Raw genomic sequence first — 14,516 nt, 5'->3', positions numbered from 1 at the left:
GTGTCTATTACTCGATCCGACCGGACCTCATCCAGCGGAGACCGCCCAGCTCGTCAAGATAGGCCAGAAGAGCCGGATCGTTGCTGCCAATTTGGACTTGCACATACCCCGGCCTGTTTCCCCAGGGGGCCTGGTCCTCCAGGGCTGGCCCCACGCTGGCTACGAGTGCATCGCTCATGAAGACTCGGTGCCCCGGGCGGGGCCATCGCCACCCTCCGAATGTAACCTCTGTCATTGGGGCCAGGATGTCATCAAGTCGACTCTCTGCCACCTCGTCGCAAGCCCGCCTGGATGTAGCGTTGTAAGCGGCCTCATTCAAGGCGTTATGGATCAGAAATTCAGAAAGACTCTCTGTGGACTTTTCCCAGCCCTCGTAGAGCTCACCTTCGTAGACATCCATTGGGCTGTCTGGATCGAAAGCCCAGACTGCATCTCCGGGGTCTGCCATGAAGATGGCTTTTCCGCCCTTTACTGCGATCTCTTCTGGTGCTCGCATCCTCTTGAGAGTCATGAGCGGAGTTGTCCATTGAGACGAAAGCTCGTGCCATTCTTTCAAGGGTTCGGGCAGCCATGCGGCGCTGTCCGGCAGGCGGCTCGGCGGAGCATCGGGAGATCCGTACCAATTAGCAAGGAATCGGGGCAAGTCGATGCTCGGCGGATCAATCATGGTGTGATTATGGCACGGCTCCGGCGAGGAATTGTCATCGCTTGGGCTGTGGCCGAGACGCGTCGGCCAAAGGCTGTGAGGGAGGCTGCGTCCAGGCGCAAACGGCGGCTCATCGAGAAGATCGCCGCCTCCAACAAGGGCATACCCGTCGCCTCCGACGCCACCACCACCGTCGGCGACTACCTCACCGCCTGGATGGAGACCGTCGCCGTCCACAATCTCCGCGAGACCACCTACGCCACCTACGACAGATACGTGAGGACCTTCATCATCCCCGGCATCGGCAGCAAGCGGCTCGCCGCCCTCACCCCCAAGGACGTACGCCTGTGGCTGCACCAGGTCCGCACCGCCTGCCAGTGCTGCGCCGAGGGCTGGGACGCCGCCCGCGACCCGGCCGCCAAGCGCCAGACCTCCCGGCCGCGCTGCTGCGCGATCGGCCGGTGCTGTGACAAGCGGGTGTCCCCGGGCACTCTGCAGTACCTCCGGAGCGTGCTGTCCTCCGCCCTCGCGCATGCGGTTCGTGAGGACGAGCTGCCGCGCAATGTCGCCTCCTCGATCCGGCTCGGCGACACCCGCCCGAAGGCGTTCGAACCGCTCACCGGAGCGGAGGCACGTCGGCTCCTGACGGCCGCTCGCGGCAGCCGCCTCGGTGCGCTGATCGAGCTCACCTTGCGGACCGTCCTGCGAAAGGGTGATGTCCTGGGCCTGCGCTGGTCAGACCTCGACCTGACACAAGGCGTGATGAGCATCCGCCAGACCCTCCAGCGCAGTCCAGCCGGCGGGCTGGCGTTCTACGGCACCAAGACCGATTCCTCCGAGCGCCGGATCGTCCTGCCCCGAGAATGCGTCAACTCCCTCCTGGCCCACCGCGAACGACAGATGACCGAACGGGAGGAGGTCGAGTCAGCCGGCGGCGTGTGGCCGGACCAGGACCTGGTGTTCACCAGCCCGAGCGGCAAACCGGTGGAGGGCAGCACACTGACCCGCCAGTTCGGCAAACTGTGCTACCAGGCCCAGATCCGCCGCATCCGGTTTCACGACCTCAGACACACCTGCGCGACCCTGCTGCTGGAGCAGGGCGTCGACCTGGTCACCATCAAGGACCTGCTCGGACACTCCCAGATCCACATCACCGCCGACGTGTACGCCCACGTCCGCCCCCGCCTCCAGCGCAACGCCATCGAGGCCATGGGCAACGCCCTCAACGAAGAGGAGGACGACGACCCACCGCCGTTGGTCCCGGCGTGACCTGAACTGACAGCCCGTTGAGCACCACCAAGGATCACACCTCGGTGGTGCTCAGGCTCAGTCAAGATTTCCGTGACAGGGTGACGCGGCGTCATCTTGGTGGCACGGTCTACAGTGTGTGACGACTGGCTCGGCCTTGTGTTTCCGCACCTGGAGAAGGTGCTGGTGGAACGGGTGCAGGTGGAGGATGGCGTGGTGCGGGTCGAGGCCCGCACTCGAGACAATGTGCTGCCGTGTCCGGCCTGTGGTGTTCCCTCGCGCCGGGTCCACAGCTGGTATCAGCGGCGCCTGGCCGATGCCGCCGTGGGCGGGCGTGCGGTGGTCATCGACCTGTCGGTGCGGCGACTGTTCTGCGATGTCGCCGATTGTGCGCGTCGCACTTTTGCCGAGCAGGTCGAAGGACTGACGATCCCGGAAGAACTGCTGCCGCACGAGAACGGCTCCGTCAAAGACGTCGTGCAGCTACTGAAGCGACTGCATCCCTACGCCCCCCGACTTCCCCCTGGGGCGCTTGGACCCGTTCGTACGCGTCTCCGAGCGCATCACCGCGGCGACCTCACTGACCCAGGACGACCGCGACTGGCTCCGTGGACGGCTCAAGGAACTGACGGAACAGTGGGAGCAGCGCCCGGACGGGCGGCCCGACTACGTGGTGCACGGCGATGCGTGGGTCGGCAATGTCGCCCGCACTGCCAACGGCCCGGTCCTCATGGACTTCGAACGCGTCACCATCGGCCCGCCGGAATGGGACCTCGTCTCAACGGCTCTCAAGACAACGACCACGGGCGCAGTGACCGAGGAGGAATACGCCGAGTTCTGCGCCGAGTACGGCATGGACGTCACCCAGTGGGAGGGCTACGAACTCCTGGCCGGTGCCCGAGTTGCGCATGACGACGTACGCGGCCCAGCACGCAGCGACCCGACCACAGTGGCGAGCCGAGGCGCAGTACCGAGTCGACTGCCTCCGCGGCCGGACGGCGCCCAAGCCGTGGCACTGGACCGGAATTCTGTAGCGCGCATCGAGCCGAGCCTCGACCTGACGCACTCTGACCACGCGCGTATCGCCGCGCATGGTCAGACGACGAAGTTCTTCTGAAGGAGCGGACCAGCACCGTTGCGCTTGAATTTTGAGCCGCAGGTCGAACATGTTGCGCAATTCCGTGCGGGGTGGCTGTGGGCGCGGGATGAGAATGGGCGCGCTGATTCGGACGCCGACGAAGTGCACAGTAGTTCTTCCGGGGATTCAAGGAGAACCTCGCTGGGTGCAGATCTTTTTAAGGGTGTCCGGCACAAGGGTGGCTTGCGGGTTCTTGATCCAGCAAGGCCACGCCGTGCCAGATACGCCCGGCCGTACGGCGCCGACGCGGGAAAATAGGTGCCGTGAGAGACAGGCAGGTCTACGGTGATGGACCCCGTGGCGATGATGGACTCGATCCATGCAACCGTAGGTGGGCCAGGCCTTCAATAGATCTGCACCCAAGCTTGTTTGAGGAGTTGGAGGCCGCGTGCTGGAACAGATTTGGTGGTGTGAACGCCGGTTCCTATTTCTAATGGACCTTCTGCTGCTCCAGCCATTTGAAGATCTCAGCTCTCTTGTAAAGGACCTTGGAGTTCCTGCCTCGGCCGAGCTTGTAGCCCTTCAAGCCCAGTTTCGATGCCTCCCTGTAGACCCAGCTTGTGGACATGTTGAGCATCGCTGCGACCTCAGCAGTGTCCATAAGGACGGGCTCGACGCTACGGCGCCCGCGCGACAAGTTGATATCAGTGTGGGTCTCGTCGGGGTGCGACTGCGGTTCCACGGGCAAGATGGCTCCTTGAGGCTGGCATGAGCGTGGTCGCGGCATCGGCTCGCGCTCTGCTCTGGCCGAATTTCAACCGTCTTTGACACCCGCCCTGTGTCACCTCCAAGAGTCACCGGACGAGCTGTAGCCATGGTCATGAGAATCGCCGGTTTGGCTAACCGGCGATCCGCTGCTATGTTGCCGCGCCCTTTGGCCACTGAGGTTCCTTGATGAACATGGGGGCCTCCTCCTTCGGCGAAATAGAGGGGCTTGGGTCGGCTGACCCATGGTGGCGCGTGGCCCGACTCCCGCTCGACCGCCATCGCTCGTGGCTATCGCCCAGAACGTCCGAGTGACGGTGATCACGGAAGGCCTTCGAAGGGTGCTGCGTAGGCTTGGGCCGTCGTTGTGGCGGGGTCCGGGAGAGCGGGCGAAGCATTCAAGTGGTCAGCATGAGTCCTGCAAAACCTGGGGAAAGCTGCCCGGACGTGCGACTCGTTATAAGGTTCAGAAACAGCCCTTGACCTGCAAAAACGCAGGCAGGGAGCCTACTTGTGGGAGTACCTCGATGCTGCGTACCATGTTCAAGTCCAAGATCCACCGTGCCACGGTCACCCAGGCCGACCTGCACTACGTGGGATCCGTCACCATCGACGCAGATCTGCTCGACGCGGCCGATCTGCTGCCCGGTGAGCTCGTTCATATCGTCGACATCACCAATGGCGCCCGCCTGGAGACGTACGTCATCGAGGGGGAGCGCGGTTCGGGGGTCGTCGGGATCAACGGAGCGGCGGCCCATCTCGTGCATCCCGGTGACCTGGTGATCATCATCAGCTACGCTCAGGTCACCGACGCCGAGGCGCGGGCGCTGCGGCCGAGCGTGGTGCACGTGGACCGTGACAACCGGATCGTGGCCCTCGGCGCCGACCCGTCCGAGCCGGTACCGGGCTCGGACCAGCAGCGCAGCCCGCAGGCCGTCACCGCCTGATCCACGGCGGCCTCGCAGGACCCCTGGAACCGAGGACCCGAGGAGTGCCCGTGAGCGACATCGAGATCCGCGACGACCGCCCCGCCGGCCGCCTTGAGGCGGTTGCCGACGGCCAAGTGGTCGGGCGCATCGAGTACTTCGTCCTGGACGAGCCCGCGCGAGCCCTCGTCCCCGTGCACACCATCGTGGAACCCGAGCACGAGGGCCGGGGCATCGCCGGCTCCCTCGCCCGCGAGCTGTACGTCATGGCCGCGCGCGAGGGCGTCGTCGTCGCGCCGCTCTGCCCGTACGTGGTGAAGTGGGCGGCGCGGCACCCCGCGGAGGCTCCGGTGGCCGATCCGGCGCTGCTGACCGCCGCGGTGGAGTGGCTCACGGCGCATCCCGGACGTTTCTGATGGCCGGCGTGCCGCTCCCGCCCGGGTTCGGACCGCTCGCCCTGCTGCACACCTCGCCGGCGCACGTCCCCGTCTTCGACGCGCTGCGCGACGAGGCCCAACCGGGCCTGGAACTGCGCCACTTCGTCGACGAGGAACTGCTCGCGAGGGCCCGGCGCGAAGGGCCCGAAGCGGTGGCCGACGACGTGCGGGCGCTGCTCGCCGCGGCCGTCGCCGACGGAGCGCGGGCCGTTCTCTGCACCTGCTCGACCATCGGCGAGGTCGCCGAGCGGGCCGACGCCGGGGTGCCCGTGCTCCGCGTGGACCGTCCCATGGCCGCCGCCGCGGTGGCAGCGGGCCCCCGGGTCGTCGTCCTCGCGACGGTGGCGAGCACCCTGGAACCGACCCTCGCGCTGGTCGAGGAGGAGGCCCGCCGCGCGGGCCGCCCCGTCGATGCCCGTACGGCGCTGGTGGACGGCGCGTGGGCGCTGTTCGAGGCGGGGGACACGGACGGCTGCGCCCGCGTCGTGGCCGTCGCCGCCGACACGGTGACCGACGCCGACGCGATCGTCCTCGCCCAGGCGTCCATGACGGCCGCCCAGCGGTTCACCACCACCTCGGTGCCGGTGCTGTCGAGCCCCCGTCCCGGGCTCGCCGCGGCGGCGGACGCGGTCCGCGCGGCGTACGCCCGGTAGCTCCGCCGGCCGTCCGGGCCTCGGACCGCGGGCGGGCCGACCGTGAGCCGAGCACCGAGGGCGGGCCCACTCGTGGTCCGGGCAGCACCCCCGCGCGGGGCGGCGAGCATCCGCCCGGCGCACCCGGGCAGGTCCACCTGACCGCGGTCCCTCGTGCGACGGGGTGACTGGGTGCGCCCTGGCCGGGTACGCGTGGGACAAGTCCAGAGCCGACGCACCGACTGGCTGGAGGGCCGCCATGACGCATCCGTACCCCGACCCCGTACCACCGGGACCGACCCCGGGTCCGAGCCCCGAGCCGCCGGGGCCGAGTCCCTTCCCGGACCCGACGCCGAAGCCGGGCGGCCCCGATCCCGCCCCCGGGCCGAACCCCGTCCCCGGTCCGGAACCCGTGCCCTCCCCGTCCCCGATCCCGAAACCGCCGGGCCCCGACCCGGTACCGGAACCCCAGCCCGGGCCCCTGACCTGACGGAAGTCCCCGCGCGCCCGGCCTCGACGGGTTCCCGGCCGGGCGCGTGAGGAACCGGGACTCCCGCGCCCGGCCGGGGCCGCCCGGATGCCGCGCCGCGTCGGCCGCTGCTGAACGGCACAGGACATCGGGTGCGGACCGCGAGCCAGGTACCGCGCACCCGGGCTGATCCGGGCGGGTGCCCTACGCCTCGACCTCCGACCGGTCGCCGCCCCACAGCGTGTGGAACGACCCCTCGCGGTCCGTCCGGCGGTAGGTGTGCGCCCCGAAGAAGTCCCGCTGCCCCTGGGTGAGTGCGGCCGGCAGGCGCTCGGCGCGCAGGGCGTCGTAGTAGGCGAGGGCCGCGGAGAAGCCGGGAGTGGGCACGCCCTGGCGGGTCGCGGCGACGACGACCTCGCGCCAGTCGTCCTGGGCCGCCGCGATCTCCTGCGCGAACGTCTCGTCCGACAGCAGGCTCGGCAGGTCGGGCCGCGCGTCGTAGGCGGCACGGATGCGGTCGAGGAAGGCCGCGCGGATGATGCAGCCGCCGCGCCAGATCGAGGCGACGGAACCGAGGTCGATGTTCCAGTCGTATTCGTCGCTGCCCGCGACGATCTCGTGGAAGCCCTGGGTGTACGAGACGATCTTCGACGCGTACAGCGCCTGCTCCACCCGGTCCGCGAAGGCCCCGGCCTCGGACGCGTCGAGCTGCCGCGCCTTCGGGCCCGCGAGGTCGCGCGAGGCGGCGCGCAGGTCGGCGTGTCCGGACAGGGAGCGGGCGAAGACGGCCTCGGCGATACCCGACACCGGCACGCCCAGGTCCAGCGCGATCTGCACGGTCCAGCGGCCCGTGCCCTTCTGCTCGGCCCGGTCCTGGACCACGTCCACGAACGGCTTGCCCGTCGCGGCGTCCACGTGCGACAGCACCTCGGCGGTGATCTCGATCAGATACGAGTCGAGACGGCCGGTGTTCCAGGTGCGGAAGATGTCCGCGATCTGCGCGGGGGAGTACCCGGCGACGTCGCGGAGCAGCTGGTAGGCCTCGCCGATGAGCTGCATGTCGGCGTACTCGATGCCGTTGTGGACCATCTTCACGAAGTGCCCGGCGCCGTCGGGACCCACGTGCGTGACGCACGGCGACCCGTCGGTGGCCTTCGCGGAGATCTTCTCCAGCATCGGGCCGAGCGAGGCGTACGACTCGACGGAGCCGCCCGGCATGATGCTCGGCCCGTGCAGCGCGCCCTCCTCGCCGCCGGAGACGCCGGTGCCGACGAAGTGGATGCCCTGCTCGCGCAGCGCGCGCTCACGGCGCCGGGTGTCCGCGAAATGCGCGTTGCCGCCGTCGATGATCATGTCGCCGGGCTCCAGGAGCGGGGCGAACTCCTGGATCACGGCGTCGGTCGGCTCGCCCGCCTTCACCATGATCACCAGGCGTCGGGGCCGCTCCAGCGCCGCCACGAACTCCTTCGCGGTCTCGGCGGCCACGAACGTGCCCTCGTGGCCGAACTCCTCCACCAGCGCGTTCGTCTTCGCCACGGTGCGGTTGTGTACGGCGACCGCGTAGCCGTTGCGCGCGAAGTTGCGGGCGAGATTGCGCCCCATGACCGCGAGACCCGTGACGCCGATCTGGGCTGAAGTGCTCATTCGGTTGGCTCCTAAGAAGTGCGGTAAGTCCGGTGACCGGCACGGGAACGATCCCGGTATCGGTACGGCCGGTCGTGCTGTCCCGGTAGCGGTACTGCCGGTCGTGCTCGTCCGTCTGCTCGTCAGTATTGCCCCGGGCCATCCTGACGTGTCGGAGGTGTCCACGGAGGGGAACGTCCCCGCGTCGCGAGGGCGGATTTCGGACAGGCCGTTCGACGGCCGGTGCCGGCAGCGACGGTGTCCGGCGCCCCGGAGGCGGGCCCCGCTCCGGCGCGGTCCCTTCCGGCGAGCGGGACGGCCGCCCGTCGCCGGACGCAGGAACCCGATGTCGGCAGGCCTCGGAGCGGCGGACGCCACACCCCGGTCCCGCGCCGGCACGGTCACCCACCGTGCGGAGCGCGTTCGGGCCGTATGCGGTCCGGGAGCCCGGCAACCGCCTTTTCGGAGCGACCGGTTGCCGTCTTGTCCTGTCCTGTTCACAGCGCTTACTTTTGCCGCTCCTGACGCATGTCTAGGGGGGCTCCCTCATGGCCGTACGCGGCCGGCACCGCCGGTATCAGCCGAACAGGATCAACCGCGCCTCACTCACCGTCACGGCGGGCGGCGCCGGGATCGCGCTCCCGCTCGTCGGAGCCGGAGTCGCCCACGCGGCCGACGTAGGGACCTGGAACAAGGTCGCCGCCTGCGAGTCCAGCGGCAACTGGAGCATCAACACCGGCAACGGCTACTTCGGCGGACTGCAGTTCACCCAGTCCACCTGGGAGGCGTACGGCGGCAAGGCCTACGCCCGGCGCGCGGACCAGGCCACGAAGGACCAGCAGATCGCCGTCGCCGAGAGGGTGCTGAAGGGCCAGGGGCCCGGTGCCTGGCCGGTGTGCTCGGTCCACGGCGGGCTGACCAGAGGGGGCGCGACCCCCGACATCAGCCCGGCGGGCACCTCGCCGCGCCCGGCGAAACAACGCTCGGTGCGGGACGTGAAGCCGCAGACCACACCGCAGTCGCAGGCCGGGACCACCGAGATGTACACCGTCGTGCACGGTGACACGCTCTCCGGTATCGCCGACTCCCGGCATGTCCAGGGCGGCTGGCAGGGTCTGTACGCCGCGAACCGGCCGACCGTGGGCTCCGATCCGGACCTGATCCTGCCGGGCCAGCGGCTGACCCTGCGCGGCAAGGCCCAGGCGCCCGCGGGGCACGCGCCGGCGAAGGCGCCCTCGACGACGCACCAGCGGACGCCGGCGAAGAAGGCCTCGACCCATACGACGACCCCGTCCAGGACCACTCCGGACAAGGCCGGGACACACTCGCTCGTGGCCCCAGTGCACGCGGCCACCGGCACGCCCTACCGTGCCGCCGGCTCCCACTGGGAGAAGGGCTACCACACCGGCGTCGACTTCCCCGTGCCGACCGGCACCTCCGTCGCGGCGGTCGCCGCCGGTCATGTGGTCAGCTCGGGCTGGGGCGGATCGTTCGGCTACCAGGTGGTGATCCGGCACGCCGACGGCCGCTACACGCAGTACGGCCACCTCTCCGCGATCTCCGTGAAGGCGGGGCAGAGCGTGGTGGCCGGCCAGCGCATCGGCCGCTCCGGGTCCACGGGCAACAGCACGGGCCCTCATCTGCACTTCGAGGTGCGGACGGGGCCCGGCTTCGGTTCGGACATCGACCCGGTGGCCTATCTCCGGGCGGGCGGCGTCAGGATTTGACGCGGGTGCGGCGGTGGTTGACGAACGGCATCGGCACGTAGGGCACACCGAGCATGGCGGTCAGGAAGGGCAGTTCGTCCCTGGCCGCCGGGCCCCGCGAGGCCACGACCTCCATCGCCGGCACGGCGGCCCTGAGCGGAGCCGGAACGGAGGCGCCGATGGCGGTGGGCTGTCCGGCCGGCCGGAACAGGGCCTCGCCGCCCGCCTGCGGAGCCGGTGGCACGACGCTCGTGGCACCCGGCTGCGAGGCCGGTACGGACCCGTCCTCGCCCCCGGCGGGCCTGGGCAGACCGTCCAGCAGCTTCTCCACGGTCGCCTCGGTGACCGTGAGAGCGCCGAACTCGGCCACGACCGGTACCGCGGGCTCGGGGAAGCGCGGTACGGATGAGGCAGCGACGGCCGGCTCGGGAGGACGCGGCTCCGACCCGGCGGCCGCGACGGCAACCGGAGCCGGCTCGTCGGCGGGCCGGTGGGCGTCGTCGGCCGGCTCCCCGCCGTCGGTGTTTGGCAGGGCCGCGCGCTCCGGGTGAGGGGTCGCTGGTCGGTCGCCGCTGCCGATCCGCTCGATGGTGAGCAGGATCAGACCGCCCGCCGCGACGACGCCGCAGCCCAGCGCGAGCGCGGTGCCGGTCGCGCCGTAGCGGAAGGTCTCGCCGAACATCGTGATGCCGACCGCGGCCGCCACGACGGGGTTCACCACCGTCAGCGTGGCCAGCGGCGCCTCCAGGCCGGCGCCCCGGTAGGAGGCCTGCGAGATCAGCATGCCGGCCGTCGCGAAGACACCTATGGCCGCGAGACTCGACAGATCGGCGAGCGACACGTGCTGCGACCAGTCCACCGCGACCGTCTTGGTGAACACGGACGACATGCTGAAGGCGACGCCCGCCGCGACCGCCAGCAGCACACTGCGCACGGCCGCGTGCCGGTGCGCCGCGCGCCCCGCCACCATGAGGGCCGCGACAGCGCCCCCCGCCACCATGCCCAGCGCCAGGCGCTGGGCATTGCTCAGGGACTGCGTGTCGGACGCGCCGACCAGGGCCAGCAGGCCGGCCAGACCCACCGTGGCCATGATCGCGCCGCGCCAGGCGGCCGCTCCGGCCCTGCGGCCGACGAAGAGGGCCGCCATCGGAAGCGCGAAGACGATCGTGAGCGCGCCGAGCGGCTGCACGAGGCTCAGCGGGCCGAACGCGAGGGCGACCACGTGCAGCAGCCCGCCCAGGCCGGTCAGCGCGACGGCGGCCCACCAGCCCGGCCTGCGCAGCGGTGCGTACGTCTGGCCGGGAGAGGTCGCGGTCACCGCGACCTGCTCCTGAATGATCGCGCCGCCCGCGTACGCGACGGCTGAGACGAACGACAGCACCACGGACAAAGCGAGGGCACTCATGAGTCCCTCCTCTGCGTACGGCGCGGAGCGGCGGCCCGGCGCGACGAACGAACGGCTTCCATGCAAACAACGATGCCGTGCGATTTAGTTCTCGTCGTCGTCCCTGAGCAGTCATTGGGTCCTACTGCCGATGGAGTACGAATCGCCCCTTGTCCTCCCCAGGGTGGGCGACACCACGGACCGATCCACTGGTGGTTACCCCTAGGGGGCTTGGTACTACTGCTCTTCGTGGACCTCGAACCCCAACTCGCGGCGCTCGACGCGCTCGGCGGATTCTTCGTACTACGCACCGGCGTACCGCCGCGCGGCCCCCTCCTCACCCTCGCGAGCGCCTGGGCGGACCCGCGATCCGAGACGCCCGGGGAGGTTTACGCGGATCCGATAACTTTTCGAGTCCAGAAGGTGGCGGAGAGTGTTCGGGCGCCCGAGGCGCGTGTCGCGGCCTCGGTGGCACAGCAGGGTCTCGCGGCCCGCTTCTGGTCGATCGCGCTCGGCGCCGCGGCGCTCTGCGGCCGGCTGCCCGACCTCGATCCGGAGCTGCTGCGCTGGGACCCGGACGCCAGTGCTCCGGACGACCTCTGGCTCACCGAGGTCCGCGTCCGGCCCGTGGCCGATCTCGACACGGTCGTACGCGCCGGACTCCTCGTCCCGCTGAACGCCGCCCTGCGCTCGCGCCACCGCGTCTCACCGGGCCTGTTGTGGGGCAACGCGGCCTCCGCCCTGGCCGGAACCGTCCGTCAGCTGGACCGCTGGGCGCTCGCCCACGGACGCCCGGACGTGGGGGAGCGGGCCAGGACGCTGGCCGGCCCGCTCTTCGCGCACCCCGGCCTCTCCGGCGCCCTCGACCCCAGGACCCTCCGCCGCCGGAGCTGCTGTCTCTACTACCGGGTGCCCGGCGGCGGAGTCTGCGGCGACTGCTGCTTCGACCGCCCGCCGCGGCCCGCGCCCCGGCGGACCTGACGGAGGGGCTTCCCGCGTGGTCTTCCGTATCGGCTTCAACTGAGTGACCATGAGGGGCACCAACCGGCTACGACGGGGGTTCTGTGTGCGCGTGGGACTGCTGACCCGGGAGTATCCGCCGGACGTGTACGGCGGTGCGGGCGTCCATGTCGAGTTCCTCGCACGGGAGTTGCGCGCCCTCACCGAGCTCGATGTGCACTGCTGGGGCGAGGGCGGCACCGGCGGGGTCTTCCGCCACCGGCCCTGGCCCACGCTCGACGGCGCCAACGACGCCCTGCGCACCTTCTCCGTGGACCTCTCCATCGCCGCCGCCCTCGAAGGCCGCGAACTCGTCCACTCCCACACCTGGTACGCCAACCTCGCGGGCCACTTCGGAAAGCTCCTGCACGGCATCCCGCATGTGATGACCGCCCACTCCCTCGAACCGCTGCGCCCCTGGAAGGCCGAGCAACTCGGCGGTGGCTACGCCCTGTCCAGCTGGGCCGAGCGCACCGCCATCGAGGCCGCGGACGCCGTGATCGCCGTCTCCGGCGCCATGCGCGAGGACATTCTGAGCTGTTACCCGGTCCTGGACCCGGCCAGGGTGCGCGTCGTGCACAACGGCATCGACACCTCCCTCTACCGGCCCGACCCCGGCACGGACGTCCTGGAGCGGATCGGCCTGGACACCGGCCGCCCGTACATCCTGTTCGTCGGCCGCATCACGCGGCAGAAGGGCGTGCCCCATCTCCTGCGCGCGGTACGGGACATCGACCCGGCCGCGCAGGTCGTGCTGTGCGCCGGTGCCCCCGACACCCCGGAGATCGACCGGGAGTTCCGCGAGCTCTACCAGGAGCTGAGCGCGGTGCGCGACGGCGTGCACTGGATCCCGCAGATGCTGCCCCGGCCCGACGTCATCCAACTCCTCACCCACGCCGCCGTGTTCGTCTGCCCCTCGGTGTACGAGCCGCTCGGCATCGTGAATCTGGAGGCGATGGCCTGCGGGACGGCGGTGGTCGCCTCGCGCGTCGGCGGCATTCCCGAGGTGGTCGAGGACGGCGAGACCGGCCTTCTCGTGCCGCTCGGGGGCGACTTCGAGGCGGGGCTCGCGACGGCCCTGGACGCCGTGCTGGCCGACCCCGGCACGGCCCGCCGCATGGGCGAGGCCGGACGGCGGCGCGCGGTCGAGGAGTTCGGCTGGGACGCGGTGGCCCGAAGGACGGTCCAGTTGTACGAGGAAGTCCTCAAACCGGGGTAACCATCGGACAGACGAACTTCAGAACATGGGGCGGGCCCGGGCAGCCGGGCGTGGCCCGACCGGGCGTAGAGGGGCGGCGGCATGCGGCGCGGTGGGCGCGGTGGACCTTCGGTGCTGGGAATCGTACTGGCGGGCGGTGAGGGCAAGCGGCTGATGCCGCTCACGGCGGACCGGGCGAAACCAGCGGTGACCTTCGGCGGCACGTACCGCCTCGTGGACTTCGTACTCTCCAATCTCGTCAACGCCGACATCCTGCGCATCTGCGTGCTCACGCAGTACAAGTCGCACTCGCTGGACCGGCACATCACCACCACCTGGCGGATGTCGAGCCTGCTCGGCAACTATGTGACGCCGGTACCGGCCCAGCAGCGCCTCGGGCCCCGCTGGTATCTGGGCAGCGCGGACGCGATCCTCCAGTCGCTCAACCTGATCCACGACGAACAGCCGGAGTACGTCGCGGTGTTCGGCGCCGACCACGTCTACCGGATGGACCCCCGGCAGATGCTCGCCCAGCACATCGAGAGCGGCGCGGGGGTGACGGTGGCCGGAATACGGGTGCCGCGCACCGAGTCGTCGTCCTTCGGCGTCATCAGCCCCGGTTCCGACGGCCAGAGCGTGCGGGGCTTCCTGGAGAAGCCCGCCGACCCGCCGGGCCTCGCGGACGACCCCGAATGCGTCTTCGCCTCGATGGGCAACTACCTCTTCACCACCAAGGCGCTGATCGAGGCGCTCCAGCGGGACGCCGAGGACGAGAACTCCGTGCACGACATGGGCGGTTCGATCCTGCCGGCGCTCACCGAGCGGGGCGAGGCGCAGCTCTACGACTTCAGCGACAACCACGTGCCGGGCGAGACGACCCGCGACCAGGGCTACTGGCGTGACGTCGGAACCCTCGACGCCTACTACGACGCCCACATGGACCTGATCGCCGAGCGTCCCGCCTTCAACCTGTTCAACCGGAGCTGGCCCGTCTACACGAGCTCCGGGCAGCTCTCGCCCGCGCGCTTCAACGCCGGAGGCATCGCGAGCGAGTCCATCATCAGCGCGGGGTGCCTGATCCGCGGGCAGGTGACGCGGTCGGTGCTGTCGCCGGGTGTGGTCGTCGATCCGGGGGCGGTGGTGCAGGGCTCGATCCTGCACGACAACGTCAAGATAGGCCGGGGTGCCGTGGTGCGCGGCGCGGTGCTCGACAAGAACGTCGAGGTGCCGCCGGGCGCGACGATCGGCGTCAACCCGGAGCGCGACTCCGACCTCTACACGGTCTCGAAGGGCGGCGTGATCGCCCTGGGCAAGGGCCAGCGCGTGCCCTGACCTGCCGACGCGGGCGGACGGCGGCCTCGGACACCCGGCCCATGGGGGCGGCGACTCCAGGCCGTTGTCGGCC

The 14,516-nt window shown here is 70.2% G+C and carries 13 protein-coding genes and 1 pseudogene; 10 read left to right on the top strand and 4 right to left on the bottom strand.

Going from position 1 to position 14,516, the window contains the following annotated elements:
• Positions 1-7: 7 nt before the first annotated feature.
• Positions 8-667, bottom strand: a complete 660-nt coding sequence (locus tag ACIQRL_RS30855) for a hypothetical protein (RefSeq protein WP_401337666.1) — start codon at positions 665-667, stop codon at positions 8-10.
• 75 nt (positions 668-742) lie between these two features.
• Here ACIQRL_RS30855 and ACIQRL_RS30850 point away from each other — a divergent pair, with 75 nt between their 5' ends.
• The 3 genes and pseudogenes from ACIQRL_RS30850 (at position 743) to ACIQRL_RS30840 (ending at position 3,011) form a co-directional block, all read left to right on the top strand.
• On the top strand, positions 743-1,915 hold the full coding sequence (locus ACIQRL_RS30850; RefSeq protein WP_401337664.1) for a tyrosine-type recombinase/integrase: 1,173 nt from the start codon (positions 743-745) through the stop codon (positions 1,913-1,915).
• Between the two features lie 99 nt (positions 1,916-2,014).
• A pseudogene (locus tag ACIQRL_RS30845) lies at positions 2,015-2,260 on the top strand (transposase family protein); the annotation flags it as partial.
• A gap of 166 nt (positions 2,261-2,426) precedes the next feature.
• Entirely contained in the window at positions 2,427-3,011 is a 585-nt protein-coding gene (locus ACIQRL_RS30840) for a phosphotransferase family protein (RefSeq protein WP_401337662.1), read from the top strand.
• A gap of 451 nt (positions 3,012-3,462) precedes the next feature.
• Here the strand turns inward: ACIQRL_RS30840 and ACIQRL_RS30835 are convergent, their stop codons facing one another.
• Positions 3,463-3,714, bottom strand: coding sequence for a helix-turn-helix domain-containing protein (locus tag ACIQRL_RS30835; RefSeq protein ID WP_401337660.1), 252 nt, complete (start codon positions 3,712-3,714; stop codon positions 3,463-3,465).
• A gap of 550 nt (positions 3,715-4,264) precedes the next feature.
• Here ACIQRL_RS30835 and panD point away from each other — a divergent pair.
• The 3 genes from panD to ACIQRL_RS30820 are packed head-to-tail and all read left to right on the top strand — an operon-like array spanning position 4,265 to position 5,753.
• Positions 4,265-4,684, top strand: a complete 420-nt coding sequence (gene panD / locus ACIQRL_RS30830; RefSeq protein WP_261706628.1) for an aspartate 1-decarboxylase — start codon at positions 4,265-4,267, stop codon at positions 4,682-4,684.
• Between the two features lie 50 nt (positions 4,685-4,734).
• Positions 4,735-5,079, top strand: a complete 345-nt coding sequence (locus ACIQRL_RS30825) for a GNAT family N-acetyltransferase (protein ID WP_401337658.1) — start codon at positions 4,735-4,737, stop codon at positions 5,077-5,079.
• Entirely contained in the window at positions 5,079-5,753 is a 675-nt protein-coding gene (locus ACIQRL_RS30820) for an aspartate/glutamate racemase family protein (protein ID WP_401337656.1), read from the top strand. Before ACIQRL_RS30825 ends, ACIQRL_RS30820 begins: the two co-directional genes overlap by 1 nt.
• Before the next feature lie 652 nt (positions 5,754-6,405).
• On the opposite strand, the gene gndA is transcribed toward ACIQRL_RS30820, so the two are convergent.
• The gene (gene gndA, locus ACIQRL_RS30815; RefSeq protein ID WP_401337654.1) at positions 6,406-7,845 is read right to left on the bottom strand and encodes an NADP-dependent phosphogluconate dehydrogenase; all 1,440 of its coding nucleotides are present in this window, start codon (positions 7,843-7,845) and stop codon (positions 6,406-6,408) included.
• 527 nt (positions 7,846-8,372) lie between these two features.
• Between gndA and ACIQRL_RS30810 the strand changes: the two genes are divergently transcribed.
• Positions 8,373-9,551 (top strand): transglycosylase family protein, encoded by a 1,179-nt coding sequence (locus tag ACIQRL_RS30810; protein ID WP_401337652.1) that lies wholly within the window; start codon positions 8,373-8,375, stop codon positions 9,549-9,551.
• On the opposite strand, the gene ACIQRL_RS30805 is transcribed toward ACIQRL_RS30810, so the two are convergent.
• Positions 9,541-10,935, bottom strand: a complete 1,395-nt coding sequence (locus tag ACIQRL_RS30805; RefSeq protein ID WP_401337651.1) for a DMT family transporter — start codon at positions 10,933-10,935, stop codon at positions 9,541-9,543. The genes ACIQRL_RS30810 and ACIQRL_RS30805 overlap by 11 nt on opposite strands.
• 210 nt (positions 10,936-11,145) lie before the next feature.
• Between ACIQRL_RS30805 and ACIQRL_RS30800 the strand changes: the two genes are divergently transcribed.
• From ACIQRL_RS30800 to glgC, 3 genes are all read left to right on the top strand, one after another.
• Positions 11,146-11,895, top strand: a complete 750-nt coding sequence (locus tag ACIQRL_RS30800; RefSeq protein ID WP_401337649.1) for a (2Fe-2S)-binding protein — start codon at positions 11,146-11,148, stop codon at positions 11,893-11,895.
• A gap of 85 nt (positions 11,896-11,980) precedes the next feature.
• A complete protein-coding gene (glgA, locus tag ACIQRL_RS30795) occupies positions 11,981-13,132 on the top strand; it encodes a glycogen synthase (RefSeq protein WP_401337802.1) in 1,152 nt (383 codons plus the stop codon).
• Positions 13,133-13,213: 81 nt separating this feature from the next.
• The gene (gene glgC, locus ACIQRL_RS30790) at positions 13,214-14,443 is read left to right on the top strand and encodes a glucose-1-phosphate adenylyltransferase (protein ID WP_401337647.1); all 1,230 of its coding nucleotides are present in this window, start codon (positions 13,214-13,216) and stop codon (positions 14,441-14,443) included.
• The last annotated feature ends 73 nt before the right edge of the window (positions 14,444-14,516 follow it).

This window comes from Streptomyces sp. NPDC091209, assembly GCF_044757755.1.
In the GTDB taxonomy this organism is placed as follows: domain Bacteria; phylum Actinomycetota; class Actinomycetes; order Streptomycetales; family Streptomycetaceae; genus Streptomyces.
The sequence above is the reverse complement of the archived record's forward strand: the minus strand, read 5'-3'. Positions and strand labels throughout refer to the sequence as shown.

Coding starts and splice junctions, on each gene's coding strand:
- gndA (WP_401337654.1), bottom strand. CDS start 7,845: ATGAGCACTTCAGCCCAGATCGGCGTCACGGGTCTCGCGGTCATGGGG.
- ACIQRL_RS30805 (WP_401337651.1), bottom strand. CDS start 10,935: ATGAGTGCCCTCGCTTTGTCCGTGGTGCTGTCGTTCGTCTCAGCCGTC.
- ACIQRL_RS30810 (WP_401337652.1), top strand. CDS start 8,373: ATGGCCGTACGCGGCCGGCACCGCCGGTATCAGCCGAACAGGATCAAC.
- ACIQRL_RS30820 (WP_401337656.1), top strand. CDS start 5,079: ATGGCCGGCGTGCCGCTCCCGCCCGGGTTCGGACCGCTCGCCCTGCTG.
- ACIQRL_RS30855 (WP_401337666.1), bottom strand. CDS start 667: ATGATTGATCCGCCGAGCATCGACTTGCCCCGATTCCTTGCTAATTGG.
- panD (WP_261706628.1), top strand. CDS start 4,265: ATGCTGCGTACCATGTTCAAGTCCAAGATCCACCGTGCCACGGTCACC.
- glgC (WP_401337647.1), top strand. CDS start 13,214: ATGCGGCGCGGTGGGCGCGGTGGACCTTCGGTGCTGGGAATCGTACTG.